Source organism: Maritimibacter sp. DP1N21-5 (genome assembly GCF_019218295.1).
In the GTDB taxonomy this organism is placed as follows: domain Bacteria; phylum Pseudomonadota; class Alphaproteobacteria; order Rhodobacterales; family Rhodobacteraceae; genus Maritimibacter.
Genome location: NZ_JAHUZF010000006.1, coordinates 1932302 through 1948189 on the forward strand (window position 1 = coordinate 1932302; position 15888 = coordinate 1948189).

At 54.9% G+C, this 15888-nt stretch carries 14 protein-coding genes; 1 reads left to right on the forward strand and 13 read right to left on the reverse strand.

From position 1 onward, the window contains the following. The 12 genes from KJP29_RS17125 to KJP29_RS17180 all read right to left on the reverse strand — a co-directional run bounded on the left by KJP29_RS17125 (window position 1) and on the right by KJP29_RS17180 (window position 13797). Window positions 1-774, reverse strand: coding sequence for a glycosyltransferase family 2 protein (locus tag KJP29_RS17125; RefSeq protein ID WP_218464718.1), 774 nt, complete (start codon window positions 772-774; stop codon window positions 1-3). A gap of 186 nt (window positions 775-960) precedes the next feature. Further along, window positions 961-1977 (reverse strand): hypothetical protein, encoded by a 1017-nt coding sequence (locus tag KJP29_RS17130; protein WP_218464719.1) that lies wholly within the window; start codon window positions 1975-1977, stop codon window positions 961-963. Window positions 1978-1984: 7 nt separating this feature from the next. After that, window positions 1985-2722 (reverse strand): glycosyltransferase family 4 protein, encoded by a 738-nt coding sequence (locus KJP29_RS17135; protein ID WP_218464720.1) that lies wholly within the window; start codon window positions 2720-2722, stop codon window positions 1985-1987. Between the two features lie 718 nt (window positions 2723-3440). Further along, window positions 3441-4349, reverse strand: coding sequence for a hypothetical protein (locus KJP29_RS17140; protein WP_218464721.1), 909 nt, complete (start codon window positions 4347-4349; stop codon window positions 3441-3443). A gap of 23 nt (window positions 4350-4372) precedes the next feature. Continuing rightward, on the reverse strand, window positions 4373-5422 hold the full coding sequence (pseI, locus tag KJP29_RS17145) for a pseudaminic acid synthase (protein WP_218464722.1): 1050 nt from the start codon (window positions 5420-5422) through the stop codon (window positions 4373-4375). Then, window positions 5419-6984 carry a UDP-2,4-diacetamido-2,4,6-trideoxy-beta-L-altropyranose hydrolase gene (pseG, locus tag KJP29_RS17150; RefSeq protein WP_218464723.1) on the reverse strand — a complete coding sequence of 522 codons (1566 nt, stop codon included), beginning with the start codon at window positions 6982-6984 and terminating at the stop codon, window positions 5419-5421. Before pseG ends, pseI begins: the two co-directional genes overlap by 4 nt. Window positions 6985-7001: 17 nt before the next feature. Next, a complete protein-coding gene (gene pseF / locus KJP29_RS17155) occupies window positions 7002-7685 on the reverse strand; it encodes a pseudaminic acid cytidylyltransferase (RefSeq protein WP_218464724.1) in 684 nt (227 codons plus the stop codon). Beyond that, the gene (gene pseC / locus KJP29_RS17160) at window positions 7682-8833 is read right to left on the reverse strand and encodes a UDP-4-amino-4,6-dideoxy-N-acetyl-beta-L-altrosamine transaminase (protein WP_218464725.1); all 1152 of its coding nucleotides are present in this window, start codon (window positions 8831-8833) and stop codon (window positions 7682-7684) included. The genes pseF and pseC overlap by 4 nt, the downstream gene beginning before the upstream one ends. Window positions 8834-8956: 123 nt before the next feature. Beyond that, entirely contained in the window at window positions 8957-10519 is a 1563-nt protein-coding gene (locus KJP29_RS17165) for a hypothetical protein (RefSeq protein ID WP_218464726.1), read from the reverse strand. Further along, complete coding sequence (gene pseB / locus KJP29_RS17170; RefSeq protein ID WP_218464727.1) at window positions 10519-11517, reverse strand: UDP-N-acetylglucosamine 4,6-dehydratase (inverting); 999 nt, start codon at window positions 11515-11517, stop codon at window positions 10519-10521. The genes KJP29_RS17165 and pseB overlap by 1 nt, the downstream gene beginning before the upstream one ends. Before the next feature lie 47 nt (window positions 11518-11564). Then, complete coding sequence (locus tag KJP29_RS17175; protein WP_218464728.1) at window positions 11565-13397, reverse strand: ABC transporter ATP-binding protein; 1833 nt, start codon at window positions 13395-13397, stop codon at window positions 11565-11567. A 34-nt stretch (window positions 13398-13431) separates the two neighbouring features. Continuing rightward, complete coding sequence (locus KJP29_RS17180; RefSeq protein ID WP_218464729.1) at window positions 13432-13797, reverse strand: MarR family EPS-associated transcriptional regulator; 366 nt, start codon at window positions 13795-13797, stop codon at window positions 13432-13434. A 395-nt stretch (window positions 13798-14192) separates the two neighbouring features. Here KJP29_RS17180 and KJP29_RS17185 point away from each other — a divergent pair, with 395 nt between their 5' ends. Next, window positions 14193-14702 (forward strand): transcription termination/antitermination protein NusG, encoded by a 510-nt coding sequence (locus KJP29_RS17185; RefSeq protein WP_218464730.1) that lies wholly within the window; start codon window positions 14193-14195, stop codon window positions 14700-14702. Window positions 14703-14723: 21 nt separating this feature from the next. Here KJP29_RS17185 and KJP29_RS17190 read toward each other — a convergent pair whose 3' ends face one another. Beyond that, window positions 14724-15704, reverse strand: coding sequence for a phosphatase PAP2 family protein (locus tag KJP29_RS17190; protein WP_218464731.1), 981 nt, complete (start codon window positions 15702-15704; stop codon window positions 14724-14726). Window positions 15705-15888: the final 184 nt, after the last annotated feature.

A 15888-nucleotide genomic window follows, 5' to 3' on the forward strand; every position in this document is an offset into this window, starting at 1 on the left:
TCAGTTGTCCTTCATATCCTGGTAGCCGTCCCTACTTGTGAACTGGCCTAACTTGCTGGCGTTCTTGGCCAGCAGGACGCCGCACCCACCAATGCCATGCCGGCGGATCGCGCGCAAATCCTCACGACTCTTGCGGATTATTCTGCCCAGAGACCGGTTGCTCTCGCCCCCAACCCGCATCCGCACGAGGACTTCGGGAATGTACGCCAACTGGAGTTCCGCCTTGGTCAGCCACCGTAGGATCGCTTCGTAGTCGGCGGAAATGCGAAAACTGACGTCGTAATTCCCATGTTTCTCGAACACGCCGCTACGAAGAAACAGAGTTGGATGAGGCGGCATCCACCCCTTCCGCAGGAGGTCTCTGCTATAGGCCCCTGCGCGCCAATAGCGTATCACGCTGCTGGGGCGATCGCGCGCGACATATTCCAGATCACCATAAGCGCCGTCAACTTCGCCTGATCCAAGAGCCTCCGCCACCCGCGAAAGAACATTTTTTCGGGCAAACAGGTCGTCGGTATGCAACAGGCCGACTACATCCCCCTCAGCCAACGCAATGCCCTTGTTCAATGCATCGTAGATGCCCTTGTCGCGTTCACTGAGAAAGCGAATAGCAGGACTGCTGAACCCCTCGACAATCGAGCGGGTGTCGTCCTGAGAGGCACCGTCGATAACGATCAACTCCTTTTCAGGATGGTCTTGGGCAAGGAAAGACTCAATGGCCTCGCCGATCGTTGCCTGGGAATTGTAAGCGGCCATAACGACGGAAATCTTCATGGGTTAGGTATCCGATACTCGAAGTACAAGCATTGCTAGACGTCCGGTTCCTTGAACGACCAGGTCAAGACGAGTGTTGGCACAGAAATGATTATTCATTTAAGACCCGAAGCACGACATTATTCTTCTACTACCCTGATCAAGGGCCAGCGAAAACTACATGTACAACACAAAGACAGTTCCGAACTAGTAGCCCCGACCAGTCAATCCAATATTAAGGAAGAATCCTAACCCCTTAAGAGTCAAGTAACTGAGAAGCAAGAGCAGCACAGGATCTTTCGCTCGCCTCAAGTAGAAACCAGAAAAAGCAGCCAACAGAATCAGAAAGATATTTAGCCTCCCCCCCCCAAGTACCAAAATAAACAATGACAAGAAAAAATAAGTGAACACAAGATCGATCTTGCCGCGCGAAAGATAGAAGAACAGGGGAAAAGCCACCGCAGCTTGAAGAACATTTCCAGGATCAATGGTAGTGTAGAATGCAAGTTTGCCCGTCAGCGCGCCCACAATTTCATTGGCAATGCCGGTTCTCAGAATGACCGTGAGCGACAATCCAAGCAACAGTAATGCAAGCGCGCTAAGTCTAAAGAACCGAAGATCAAGTTTAGCGCTCGCAGTAATTATATATTTCACGGCGATCCCCCCAACGAAAGACATCAGCAGAATCATAATCTGAAAGTGACAAAGCAAGCTGGAAGCAAAGAACACCAGTGACGTTTTCCGTCGCGCCTCCAACCATCGCAGTATGCCCATCTGCAGCAGAACCGCCGCTATCGCCAATCGCTCGAGTTCAGTATACAGAGCTAGCCAATAGAAATTCGTTGATAGAAAAAGTGCGATGATCGGAACTGAAACACGTAAGTGCGAAAGCAACAACGCCGTCGAAGAAGCAAGGGCAAGTGCAATCGTCACTTTATATACAGAATAAGGAACTCCCAACTTTGCCGCTGTATAAGAAACAACAAAATATACCGGTTCTGCTGAGCCGGTGAGTGTTCGTTGCCCAAGATAGGCTTCGAGTGGGGATGCCGTAGCCGCATTCAGGTAATATGCAACGTAGTTTTTTTGGTCACCCACATCGTAGTAGACCCATTGGAGGACCGCAAAACAAGGAAGCAGAGCCAAGACAACCATCAGCAACCGCGGAGTAAAGCCGGTGCCGAAACGAGAGCTCCATACCCCAAGCTTTAAGTTAACCGTCATCTTGAATTCAAGTATCCGGAACTGACGTCGGAGCCAACACGGCCTTCATTTCGAAATCAAATCGGGCTTTAGCGAACCTTTTGCGTGCATCGGCCGCGAATTGGGCTCTTGCCCCGTCGAATCCATCCGGGTCCCGCGCCTTCTCCCGCGCCAGCGCACACAACGCCGATGAGATAGCGTCTACAGAGTGCACGGGGACGAATTCGGCGGGGTAATCAGCTAGTGTTGACCGCAAGGCTGGAATTTCAGAAGCTACAATCGCCTTTCCGGCGCACATCGCCTCAATTATCGCGACGGGTTGGCATTCTGAATTGTAACGTGATGGAAGGCATACTACATCCGCTTGCTCCAATAGTTCAACCGTTCGTGCGTGGGACTGTGGACCGCGGTAGTCAAACCAGGCGGGAACGCCTAGATCTGAAAAGCGCTGCTTGAGGGCTTCTGATACGAGTTCTTCATCAGCCACAAGAGCGCCCAAGCTAACCAGGTTAACCGGCAAATGACAGGCCCGTAGATCTTGGACCGAGGCGAAGACTTCGAAGAAGCCCTTGCTGGCGATGATGTTCGAATTCCAAAGTACTGTCAAAACGTCGGGTGCGACTTTACTGCCTTCCCCAATCGATCCAACGGACCCGGCATAGAAATTCTCACAAACCTGGACAGAGCGGGCATAAGGTGCAAGAGGCATCCTCAGATGCTCAGAGGGCACAATTATGTGGCAGCTTCGATAGAACCAACGCGCCAATGGCGATGCCCTTCTGCACGCTAGGAGCGAAACGATATCCGAACCGTGGACATGGACGATTACTCGCAACCCGACTTTCGCGGCCAGAAGAGCAGGGATGTCACGAATAAACCCCAAATTCGACCTTGAACAAACAAGGTAAAGAAAATGCATTCTTCCACGAGCAATATCAGCCCACAATTGCAAGGTAACAATAAGCCAAATAGCGATTGACCTCGGACTTCCTTTTGGTGGAAAAACAAACTCTCGCGATGCACCAAGTCCAGGAAAAACATGATGTACCACCCGACGGGTCACAATGGCCTGTCCAGTAGGTTCATTGTACGAGGGGGACCACAGCCCTATTCTCTTTTTCGTGTTCATCTCGTATCGTTCAGACTGAAGTCTTCAATAGCCAATTTCTGTCTGCACACTTTCATTTAAACTCACCGGGCATCGAAGAGTCGGCCGAAAAATTCATATGACGCGGATTTCCTATTATTGAAATCCAGGATAATAATATGCATAAGTATTATTATTCAATTTCGTTGCAATAGGACGGATATTATACAAATAGGCCTTATAGAGTGGGCCGCAAACCAAGAACGGTCAAGAACGGCATCCAACAATGCTTGGCCCAGTGAACAGCTGAGCGGCCACATTCTTCCCACGGAACCTCGACCCTGCCGCATTAGTTTACTCCAAGTAATAGCGCTAGCAATCAGGCATTCAAACATACTCACAACACCGAAATTGACGCGCGGACAGCATCTTCATCCAAAATATTCGAAAAGGAAATCCTTTCATCAGAAACATATCGTTCGCAACTTGATCCGTGATGGAACACGTTAACATGTCGATAGGACTTGCGAAGATCCATCAGAACCAACTCAGCAGGAGCGGCTGCCGAGATCATGTGCACTCCACGCACCGGAGGCGCAAACTTAATATGCGGATGAGGCTTGAAATACCGATCTCCACTCATGGTCCGGAACCGAGTTAGCTCATCGGATTCTATATGCCAACCGCTCAAGTAAACTGAACAAACTTCGCCATTATTGGAGGTTATAGGAGAATAGCTGAAAACGTGACACCAAACATCGAAGTCGCAATCGATGGTTTCAGATGGCATACAAATAATCTTATGAACTTCCTTTTTGTTGTGAGGAAAACTATCTTGGTAGAGAGCTGGATCCAGCACATATACCCCTCTAGTCAACGCGCACCCACCAAATCGCGTTCCAATACCCAACATACCGAAAAAACAGCGTTTTGGCCGACGGTACAAATCGGTCCGGTATGTGCCGAGCCCCTCTTCGTAAACCCAAATTTCGGGGTGGTCAGATCGCATCTGTGTTCTCAAAATGTTCCGGAAGCGCCTAATGCCAACGTCACTGTCGACAAAAATATTCCGGACACCAAGATTGGCAGCAAGCAGCTCAGCGTCTTCGCGATTCGCACAAAAACGGACATCAATAGATGAAAGGTCCCAATCAACAGCGCCTAGCCGGCTCACGACTATGCGGGCACCATTGAAGCTGTCAGTGATCACTATGCATGATTTGTTTTCCGCCGATATTTGTCGAATAATCGCTACTGCAATCAAAAGTTGCAATGGCTTCGTTACAATGAATGCAAATTCATACATCCTATTGCCGTCTGTTGATGGGCTCAAAACACAACATCGTCCACCCCCACAGGCCAGTTAGCCATCACGTCCCGCTTCACCCGCCGTCCAGCGATCTGGCCCAGCATTTTGGGTGGTAAACCATGCCCTGGCCGCACGCTGCGCACGGCGTCCGTGGTGATCACGTCGCCCGCTTTCAAATCCTTCACGAAGTAGAGCGAGCGACGAAACTGAACACTGCCCTCCTCGCTCGACTTGCGCCCGTAGTTTACCTTTCCTAACGCGCTCCAGGCTGTCTTCGCATCGCGGCAGAGCGTCGCCATCTCCGACGGCTCGAGTGAAAAGCTATCGTCCGGACCACCGCCGTTGCGGTCTAGAGTGAAGTGCTTTTCGATTAGGGATGCGCCGAGTGCCACGCTTGTGATCGCGGTAGTATTGTCGAGTGTGTGGTCGGAGAGCCCGGTGACGAGTCCGAAACGAGCGATCATGTCGGCGACGGTGCGCAGGTTGTAATCCTCAGCCGGGGCGGGGTAGCCGCTAACACAATGCAGGATGGCAAGCTCGCGGCAGCCACCTTCGTAGGCGGCCGCGATCGCTTCGGTAATTTCTTCCGCGTCGGCCATGCCGGTCGAGATGATCATCGGCTTGCCAGTCGCGGCCACGTAGCGGATTAACGGCAGGTCGACAGCCTCAAAGGAAGCGATCTTGTAGGCAGGCGCACCAAGGTCTTCGAGCAGGTCGACTGCGGTAGGATCGAAGGGCGAGCTGAACATGGTGATGCCAAGCTTGCGGCCATAGTCGAACAGGGGCTTGTGCCATTCCCAAGGCATATGGGCTTCCTCGTAAAGCTCATACAGGGTGCGGCCGTCCCACAGCCCACCCTTGATGCGAAACTCGTCGGCGTCGCAGTCGAGGGTGATGGTGTCAGGCCTGTAGGTTTGCAGCTTTATGGCGTCAGCCCCGGCCTTATGCGCCGCCTCAACGATAGCGAGCGCGGTTTCAAGGCGACCGTTGTGGTTTGCGGACAGCTCCGCGATCACGTAGGGCGGATGATCGGGACCGATAGGTCGGCCGGCGATGGTGATCTGGGTCATGATGCACCTTCGAAGTTGCGGTGAAAAGTCAGGAACTCCTCGCTAACAAGTCCTTGCTCGTAGCCTGCGGATACGAAGAGCCGACGGGAAGCGGTATTGTCCGGGTGAATCTCGGCATCCAGCCGCTCTAGCGACAGCGTTCTGCCAAGTTTTTTTGCTTCTGCCAAAAGCTCATGCCCGAGGCCCCGCCCCTGAACCTCCGGAGACAGGCAAACGCTGACGCGGGCGTGAGTGGAACCCGCGCGATCAAGGCGAAGATAGCCACAGGGAAAATCGCCGAGCATCAGAATCCGAATAACGCGTTCGGGCGCATCGAGGGCCGAAAGAAACCAATCATCATGCGTTTTGTAGGATGTTTCCTCACGACACATCCGGAATGCGCTGTTCGTGGATTGCCGCCATTCCCAGATGCGGCGGGAATCGGCGCGCACTGCAACGCGAAAAATGGGGGGCGCACTCATGAGCCGCGCCAGCACTCTTCCCCCCCCGTCACCATCACATATCCCGGCAGCAGCTTCCGACAGGGCGGCCAACCGCGCGGGATCTTGGGCGTCGGTCAGCGCACGCTTTAGACCTTGGGTGAATGCCTCCGCTGAAACCGGACCCGGATCAAGAGACGCTCCCGCCTCCACCATCGCTTCCGCAATGCCCGCTTGATTGGCGGCGGTCGCTACGATGATGCTCGGGAGTCCCACGCAGCACCGCTCCCAAGTGGTCGCCCCGCCCGCCCCTATAGCCAAGTCGCTCTCTACCATGAGATTTGCCATATCGCTCACCCCGACCAGAACCTCGGTGGGAATCTTCATCGCCGCCGCTTGTGCGCGTACTTTGTCGAGCCAGGGCGCATGCGGGCCCATCACGACGGTGATTTCGACTTCGTCAGGCAACGCGCAGCCGGTGAGCGCCTCAAGCACTTTCCCAGTGGTGTTGTCCTTGTCTACCCCGCCCATGGTCACGAGCAGTTTCCTCAAGCCACCAGCCTGTTCTCTGCGCGCGAGGCTTTCCGCTCGCAGGTGGGCAAATTCAGGGCGCAACAAGGCGTAGCGCGGTCCGAGCAGCGTCGTTGCCCCTGGGGGAAGCAGCCCCGCGTAATCCGCCCCTTCGCGCCCGAGGCTCTGATCAAGCAGGAGGTCGCAGTCATGCGGGCGGTCGGCCAGATCGTCTATCACCATCAGCCGCTTGCAAACAGGACGCAGAGCCTTTTCCCAGCGAGCATCCAGCGCGTAGTGGTCCACCACCAGGCAATCGACTTCAGCGCCGACAGCATGCTCGGTAAGGGCATCCAAGCTGTCGCGCGAATCCTCGGCCCAGTCGCCACCGAGCCAGGCCGCATGGGGCGGATCGTCGTTGCGGTCATCGTCGTCAAGCATCTCTGGTCGAGACAGCTCCAATGCCCGGAACCCCTTTCCTCTTAATAAATCCAGCAAGTGGCCCTCATGTGGGCGGCAGAGGAAGACGCAAGTTGCGCCGCGTTCTCTCAGAGCCGTCGCCAACGTCAGACATCGCATGACATGGCCGGTACCGATGTCGATTGAGGCGTCGACGCGGAATGCGACGTGCATGGAAGTAGGCGTGGAAGTCACGTCGCCTGCGCCACCCGGAACATCAATTCGGCAAGGGTCCAATCCTCTTCCGTGTCGATATCCTGCACCCTGTGGCGCGGTAATGCCAAGCCCTGTGCGCCTGCCTCAAGGAGGCCTTTTCCGGCTGCCCAATTTTTCGCACATCCCCAGTAGAACTGCCCGGCATCATGCCACGCCTCTTCCAGATCTTGCGAACGTGTCTGCATATGCGCAGGGTCGAACATCTGAACCACGCCGGATGCGTCTCGGCGCAGAGCACGCTGGATTGGAAATGCATAGCTGGTTACGCTCAACACGAAAGGTGCACCAGTTTTCCTGAGCCGATCAAGACCGGCGCGAAGATCGGCAGCGATTACGAAAGGGGAAGTCGCATAAAGGCAGCAGACAGGGGTCTGTTCAGCAATAGCCAGCCGATGAATCGCATCGGCGATTACTGGAAGCGTCGGCGTGTGATCACCAGCCAGAACTTCGCTTCGGAGAAAAGGAACCTCTGCGCCAAATGCCGTTGCAACATCCGCGATCTCTTCATCATCGGTCGAAACGACGATACGCTCGAAGCAGCCACTCTCCGATGCGGCTCGGATCGGCCAAGAAATCATAGGTCGCCCACAGAACTCGCGGATATTCTTCCGTGGGATACGCTTAGACCCGCCCCGCGCCGGTATGATGCAAATGCTCATATCGCCAGCGCCTTTGAAATTGCTGCGGCTACAGCCGCCTGCTCGTCATCGGTCAGTCCCGCATGTAACGGGATCGAGATGGCGCGGGTGTAGTAATCCTCGGCCGCTGGGAAATCACCGGGGCCAAAACCCATGTCACGGTAGTAGGGCTGCAGGTGCACAGGGATATAGTGGAGGTTCACGCCGATTCCGTCCGCGCGTAGCGCTTCGAACACAGCGTTGTGGCCTGTCGGGTCGTCCAACCGTATGACGTAGAGATGCCAAGATGAGCTAGCGCCCTCCATCCTGCCGGGCAGGCTTAGTGGCAGATTGGTCATTGCGGTATCGTAGGCATTTGCCAGATCTCGTCGGCGAGAAACGAAGGCGTCCAGCCGCTCCATCTGGCTCAGCCCGAGTGCGGCCTGCATCTCGGTCATGCGGTAGTTCCAGCCTAGTTCAAGCTGCTGATAATACCACGGTCCGTCGGGCTCATGGGTCATCAGGCCTGGGTCGCGGGTGATGCCGTGGCTGCGCAGACGCTCCATCCGTGCCGCAATCGCGGGGTCATTCGTCGTCGCCATGCCGCCCTCGGCGGTGGTGATAATTTTTACGGGATGGAAGCTAAAGACGGTGATGTCAGAATATGTACAGCCGCCCACTGGGGTGCCAAGGTAATCAGCACCGATTGAGTGGCTCGCATCTTCTATCAACCGCACACCATAAGTGCGGGCCAGTTCCGCAATACGTGACATGTCGGGCGACTGGCCGCACATATGCACCGCCACAATGACTTTCGGCAGCCTCCCCTGCTTGGCGGCCCTTTCGAGTTTCTCTGTCAGCGCGTCAGGGCAGAGGTTGAAATTTTCGGAGTCGATATCGACAAAATCCACATCTGCACCGCAATAGCGACCGCAATTCGCTGAGGCTACGAAGGTAATCGGCGAGGTCCAGAGCAAATCTCCCGGCCCCAGATCCAGTGCAAGGCAGGCGAGATGAAGGGCCGATGTGGCCGAGTTGACGGCAACAGCATACTCAGCGCGAACGCGCGCGGCGACGGCGCGCTCAAACCGGGGAACTACGGGACCCTGTGTAAGAAAATCCGAGCGCAATACCAATTCAACGGCGTTAATGTCGTTTTCCGAGATAAGTTGTCGACCATAGGGAATCATTGGCGAGCGCCTCTGCCATCACATTCTGCATTCTTTTCATACAGCCTTGCACACATCAATACACACGACTCCAATTGTGAAAGCGGTCGCACGAGAAATAGCGAGAATCCATACCTCATCGCGCTACGCCTTTCCTTCGCCAGAGGCATGTAACGCACTTTCAACAAGTCCAAATGCACCCAACAATTCATCGTCGCGAAAACCATCCAAGTCTTCGAAATCCTTGAACCGAACTAATCCAGAGGGATTTTGGAATCCCGGGACAGCCGTCCTTTTATACAAACCTAGAATCCAATCTTCCACTTCACTACGGCTCCGAGGCGAACCTTCAAGGATATCACTCAGTGTTGTTTCAGTGCCAAAGGAAAAAACATTCGGGCATCCTGCGAACCAGACGTGCCCAAGAATTAATGCTTTACGACCCAGCAAAGCAGCCTCCAAAGCCGCGGTCCCTGAAATCGTCGCGACAAACGCGCAGTCCTTAATCAATTCCTCACTGGGCGTTTCCACCGAAGCTAGAATGACGTTGTCAATTTGGGTGATCGCCTCATAAAAGTACGGGCTCCTACCAAGATCGCCTCGAAGCGCACCACTGATTTGAGATCTATGCTCCTTTACAACTATCTGAAAATCAGATGGCAACGTCGACCGCAACGCAATCAATGCTCTGACTTGGTCGTGAAAAAGATCGCCATCGGGGCAAGTTGTTCTCTCAGGTTCGTAGTGCAGCGGGAAGTAAACAAAGTTAATTCCAACATCTCCACCAGTATTCTCTTTCAATACATCCCTCAAGAACTTATTTCGGCGAGCTTGTCCAATTAACGATGCCCACCGCAAAGACCAATCTGGATGGCCGGAAAGTAATGCCAAGCCGGAAATCCCCCTCACATCCTCGCTTGCCTTTTCGCTGATATACTCAATTGAACCCAACGGGTAGGACATGTTCTTATACTTTTCACGCAACGCAACGCGCAACACTCTCCTCGCCCAGCGCAGGAAAGTCTTTATCCCCCCGCCGCTCACAAGTTCTTCTTGCTGCCTCATATAGTCAGGACTCATAACTTGAAAATTTGAAGGATCAACATCCAAGAAGTATTCTTTCACCCGGTCGACTACAGCATCATCCGACACGAATGTGTCCGGGCGGACTCGAGAGACAGGCGCGGACATTATTTCTTCTCGCAAATATAAAGCGGGGGCGATACTCCATTGCCCAAATATCAGCGTCTTCACATTCCGCAACTTAGCTATACGATAAAAAATGTACTGCGGCCATGAGTGCGGCGCCTCACCGAAAAGTAAGAAGTTGGGTGTGAGCGCATCAAAGAGTCTTGAGGCCCACAATGCGACATTATAAAATAGCGCCTCTCTATCTACGCGCCGAAAGCAACCAAACAGGTCCAATCTGTCCATCATTTTCATGCATACGTCTTTGATATCTGTTATCGAACTATCACGTAACGGCATCAAAGATTCGGTCGAAACATTTTGCTTGTTGAGATTTAGGCCGTACAATGGATCGCGAAAGTCAGCTACTTGACAGTTAGGAAAACTCCGCGACATGGCTTCCATGTGGGTGTTGTCCCCAAGGTAAAAGACGGGACTGGCAACGTTTTTGGAACTCAATTTTTCTGCCAATTCAAACCAAAGCGGACGACCAGGAGCGAAGTAGAAGTATTTCTGCATCAGATCACACCAATCTTGTTTCTGTTGGCAGCTATCCATTCGGTCAACACACTTGGCTTCATCCAATCGGGGTTCTGATTACTGGTATAGCAAAAATTCTCGGTCACCTTGCGCCCGTCCCCTATGCGCGCTGGATCGTCGGACCAGTTATTGATCGCGGGCAGGATCTTGAAGTGCGCGTCGTATTCGTAGGTGAAGGGCGCATCTTCTACGCCGATCATCTGTTCATGCAGCTTTTCGCCGGGACGGATGCCCACGATTTCGTGACGTGCATCGGGGGCAACCACTCGGGCGATGTCGGTCACCTTCATCGACGGGATCTTCTTGACATAGACTTCGCCGCCAACCATGTCTCCAAAGGCGTGCCAGACCAGCTCAACGCCCTGCTCGAGGCTGATCATAAAGCGAGTCATGCGTGCATCCGTGATCGGCAGCACGCCCTTCTCCGCAATCGACATGAAGAAAGGAATTACCGACCCTCGCGACCCCATGACGTTACCGTAGCGCACCACCGAAAACCTCGTGACGTGTTCGCCCGCATAAGCATTCCCAGCCACAAAAAGCTTGTCCGAAGCGAGCTTCGACGCGCCGTAGAGGTTGATCGGGCTCGACGCCTTGTCTGTCGACAGCGCGACCACGCCCTTCACGCCCTTGTCAATGGCCGCATCGATCACATTCATTGCTCCGTTCACATTGGTCTTGATGCATTCGAACGGGTTGTACTCGGCGGTGGGCACGATCTTCGTGGCGGCTGCATGGACGACATAATCCACCCCATCAAAGGCTCGGTACAACCGGTCGCGATCACGAACGTCGCCAATAAAGAATCGGACCCTCGGGTCATCACCATAAAGTTTGGCCATCTCCCATTGCTTCATCTCATCGCGCGAAAAGATGATCACTTTCTTCGGATTATAGCGTTCAAGCGTCATCGGAAGAAAAGCGTGCCCGAATGAGCCAGTGCCGCCGGTGATTAGGATTGTGGAGTTCGAGAGCATTTAATTTCTTCCGGTCTTTTTGAGAAGGAAAGCACGAAGCCCGAAGACTATCGATGCGAGGTGGTTTCATCCAGCTGAGCAATACGCTGAAAAGCAGCATTGCCCGCCGAGAGTGCGGTCCAGGTGTCGCAACCTGCAACACGCCCCTTGTCGAGGACAATGATGCGATCACAGCGCTTCACGGTGCTGAGCCTGTGAGCAATCATTAGGACAGTCTTGTCGCCGGGCAGTGCATCGATGGCCTCCATTACTTCCCGCTCGGTCAGATTGTCGAGGGCGCTCGTGGCCTCATCGAAGACGATCAGATCGGCATCATGATACAGCGCACGAGCAATCCCAATGCGCTGGCGCTGACCACCGGACAAACGCACACCACGCTCGCCAATATGGGTCTGATAGCCCTCGGGCATTTCTTCTATGATGAATTGATCGATCCGGGCAATCTGGGCAGCTTCACGCAGTCGGTCCTGATCAATCGCCGCGGGCACAACCCCGAGCGCGATGTTTTCGGCCACCGGCGCATCTGTCAGGAAGATATCCTGCGGCACATAGCCAACACTCTGCATCCAGGCGCCAACATTGTCTTTGGTGATTTCGCATTGATCGACCACCAACCTGCCCTCGCTAGGCGCCATAAGGCCCAAGATGATATCCGCCAATGTCGTCTTGCCGGCCCCTGTGCTTCCGACAATCCCGATTTTCTCGCCCGCCCTGATCGAGAGCGAAACCCCGCTCAGACCGGCTTGTTCGGCATTGGGATAGCTGAAGGAGATGTCATCGAGATCGAGCGCTTTCTTTAACCCGAGGGCAGCAGGCGCCTTTTGGGGAACTTTGTTCGAGTTCTTGCACTGAACCAGATCCTCATGCACCGCATCGACAGCCGCCGAGCCCGCCTGCATTTCGGCCAACGACGTGTAGAGCTTTGAGAGCTCAGGCATCATGCGCTGGCCGGCAAACGCGAAGACCCCAAGGATGGGCAATAGCCCGCCCAAGGCGGCGCCAGATGCAACGCCTGCAGGATCGATCAAGAGTAGGCAGAGAAGGATAACACCACCCAAAGCCACCGCATGCAAGGCAAATTGGGGAACTTGGGAAAGTACAGTGATCTTGGCTTGTGCACTTGCCATCCGGACCGACGGCACCGCGTATCTTTCGAGATACGCTTGCTCACGACCCAGAAGCTTGATGTCCTTGATGCCGGTGAGAGATTCATTGGCAAGACGAAAGCGCTGATGATTGGCATCGACACGCATCTGTCCAAGCCCCTTGAGGCTGTTGCGTTTGACACGGAATATGAGCATATAGCTACCTCCGAGCACAACAAACGAAACGACGGCCACGACGGGCTCGACCCACAGGAGCAATCCGACAATCGCCAATGTCGTCATGGAAGAGGCAACGAATTCCGCTGCATAGCGCAAGAAACGCGTCACAACCTGCTCCGACTCCGTCAACACCCTTGGCCCCATTTCCCCCGAATGGCGATTAAGGAAAAACGCGTAGGGCTGCGCAAGGTAGCTGGCGAGCAGTCGATAGCTGATAGTATGGATGCGCATCATCGAGAACCGCGCCACGACCCAAGTCTTGGCGATTTGGATCAGGCTTGAGGCCACTATCACTGCAAAGGACGCAAGCCCGAGCCCAACAAGAAAGCCATAAACAGAGGTGAAGCCGAAGACTTCATATGCCCAAGCCAAAGCTCGTGTCTTCTCGATTTGGGCCGGATCGGCTAGGACGGCCAAAAACGGCATCACGGAGCCAACCATGGCGGCAGACGCAAGTGCGCCGATAATGATAACACCTAGCACAATCCAAGCGTTGCGTCGCTCCCGCGCATCCAATAGCGCCCAAGCCTTCTTCCAGGTCAAAAGATCAATCATGACAGTTCATCACAAGTCGTCCCACATCACCATTTCACCGAGTGTCTCCCATGGTCAGGCCGTCTCCCTCGAGATCACGCCGAAGCTCGGCAATCTCTTCCCTTAGCGCCTCGTACTCTTCGAGTTTGCGGCTCAGGAAGCTAGCTGTCAGCCGAGTCTTCTCGGATAGACCCTTCGGGGTAAGGTTGTAGGCGTAGCGCCCCTTGTGATTGGATGACATGAAACTCTCGAACTTCACAAAACCCTTTTCAGCGAGCGCTTTCAAAAGATAATAGGCTGAGCCATTTGACACACCCACGCTTTCGGCAATTTCGCGGGTGCTCAGCTCTGGGTTTTCGGCAATAAGGCACAAAACCCGGAACCGCGCCTCTTCGCGCGCCGCTTGGCGTTTGGTTACCAAAAAGCCCGCCTTAAGACGGCTACCGCACCGAAACTCGCATCGGCGGAGCCCGGTCGCATGAGACGAATTGTGAGAACGGTTGTCATTCGGTATCGCTCAATTTTGAGCACTATGCCAAATTGGAGGGTGCTGCAAGTCCCGGCGGAGGGAGGCCCGCGGGCGAAATGGCGAGACTTTGCCTTTAGGTCCAGGCTCGCCCACTTGATACTAGGTCAAGTCGGCGGCACGCCTAAAAAACTTCGGTGCGGAGCAACGTGCCGCTGCCTCCTAACCCATTCATACAAGAAGGTGAAGGACACCCATATGCCTTTTGCTGCAACATGAACGCGCACCTGACGGGTTGCGTCATCGGCAAGGTCGTACATAAGTCCAGCCCCAGGCGAACCGGAGCAACCATGACCCCTGACACAAAAACGACTTGGTACCTCGTCCAGATCAAGCCCAACAGTCTGCGGGTCGCGGAGCGAAACCTCGTGCGTCAGGGGTTCGAGGTCTTCGCGCCCCTGACGGCAGAGACCAAGCGCAGTCGGTCAGGCTTCGTCGAGCGAACAACCCTGCTCTTCCCAGGCTACATGTTCGTAGCGGTAACTCCCGAGACCAAGAGCTGGAGCACGGTGAACTCGACCAATGGAGTAAGCAGGGTCGTCAAGACGGCCGATCGTCCGTCACCGGTGCCAGGCGAACTCATAGACCAGTTGAGAGCCCGATGCGACCTCGACGGCCTTCTGAAGCCCCTCGAAACACTGGAACCCGGCACCAACGTGCTGGTCTCGACGGGTCCCTTTGCCGAATTCATCGGGCAGGTCGAACAGATGGCTCCGGACCAGCGCGTCTGGGTCCTGATCGACATGATGGGGCGCACGACTAGGGTGGCCCTACCACGCGACGGGCTGACGTCGACCTGAGGCCCAACCTCAGGCCCGACCTCAGAAGTTCATGGTAAAGGTAATGCCCGCGCCGTCGCGCGAAACGCTGGGCATGGCGTCGAAGGAAATGCCACGGCGTTCGGAGTAATTGTTCAAGACTACTTGTCCAATGACGGTGCCGAGGAAGGCGCCGGCAGCCATATCGCTGACCCAGTGGCGGTGTCCGCGGATATTGGATACCGACAAAAGGGTTGCCGCCGCGTAGGGAAGCAGCGAGTTGTCATATACGCCCGAGTAGACACGCGCAGCAGCGAAAAACTGCGTGTAGTGGTAACTCGGAAAAGACGTGCCCTGTGCGGCTGCCCTGAACTGGATGCCGCCACTTTCCCTCCAGCGATACGGATCTGCCGTGAAGTGCGTCGGCATCGCCGCCGTCGTGCTGCCTTTTGGGTAGCTCGACAGGTTGGGTGTCGGGCGTGCCCGACCAAACACCGGCTTAAGCAGCACGTGAGACGTCAGATAGGAATAAGCGATCGCCTTGCTCGACAGGACGGCGGCGACTTGGGCACGTTCGTCATTGAAGGCAAAACCGTAGGCATAGGTCGCGGCGATCCCAGCCAACAGGAACTCATCCTCGTCTGCCAGCTGGCCAGCATTCACGATCGGCGGCAGGTCAAAGCCGTCGAAAATCGGCTCGATCTTGTCTTGGTAGAAGGACGTGAACTCATAGTCGTTCAAGACGAGGAACGCCGTGCCGACCGCGGCGGCACCAAACAGCACGGGTTTACGCACCGGCGCTGTCGCGATGTCGAACAGATCGTTGGACACGCCACGTACGCCGCCGATCGTTTCATTCAGCACACGCCCGGATTTCGTCCAGCGCGACTCCCCGGTGTCGCGGAAATACACCTCTGGCAGAGCGCTGTAGTATGTCAGCCTGGGAACAATCTGCACCCGCTCCGGCAGCTCATACGTGCCCTCGCTCCATGCCGGTGCGGCAAGGCCCACGGCAGTAACAAGACTAATGACCCACCGAAGCATCCCGTGTTCCCCGCATCTGAAATTTCGAAGCTGTCCGGGACTGTCTTAGTCCCGACGGAAAATTGAGCCAAACCGTTCCGGACGAAAAATGCGGCCTGTGGCATTCTGGTCCGCCAAGAGGTCTTGCGCAGAATTCGGGCTCACGCCCGCCCCTTTGAACAAAACCCGGCCACGACGAGTTTGC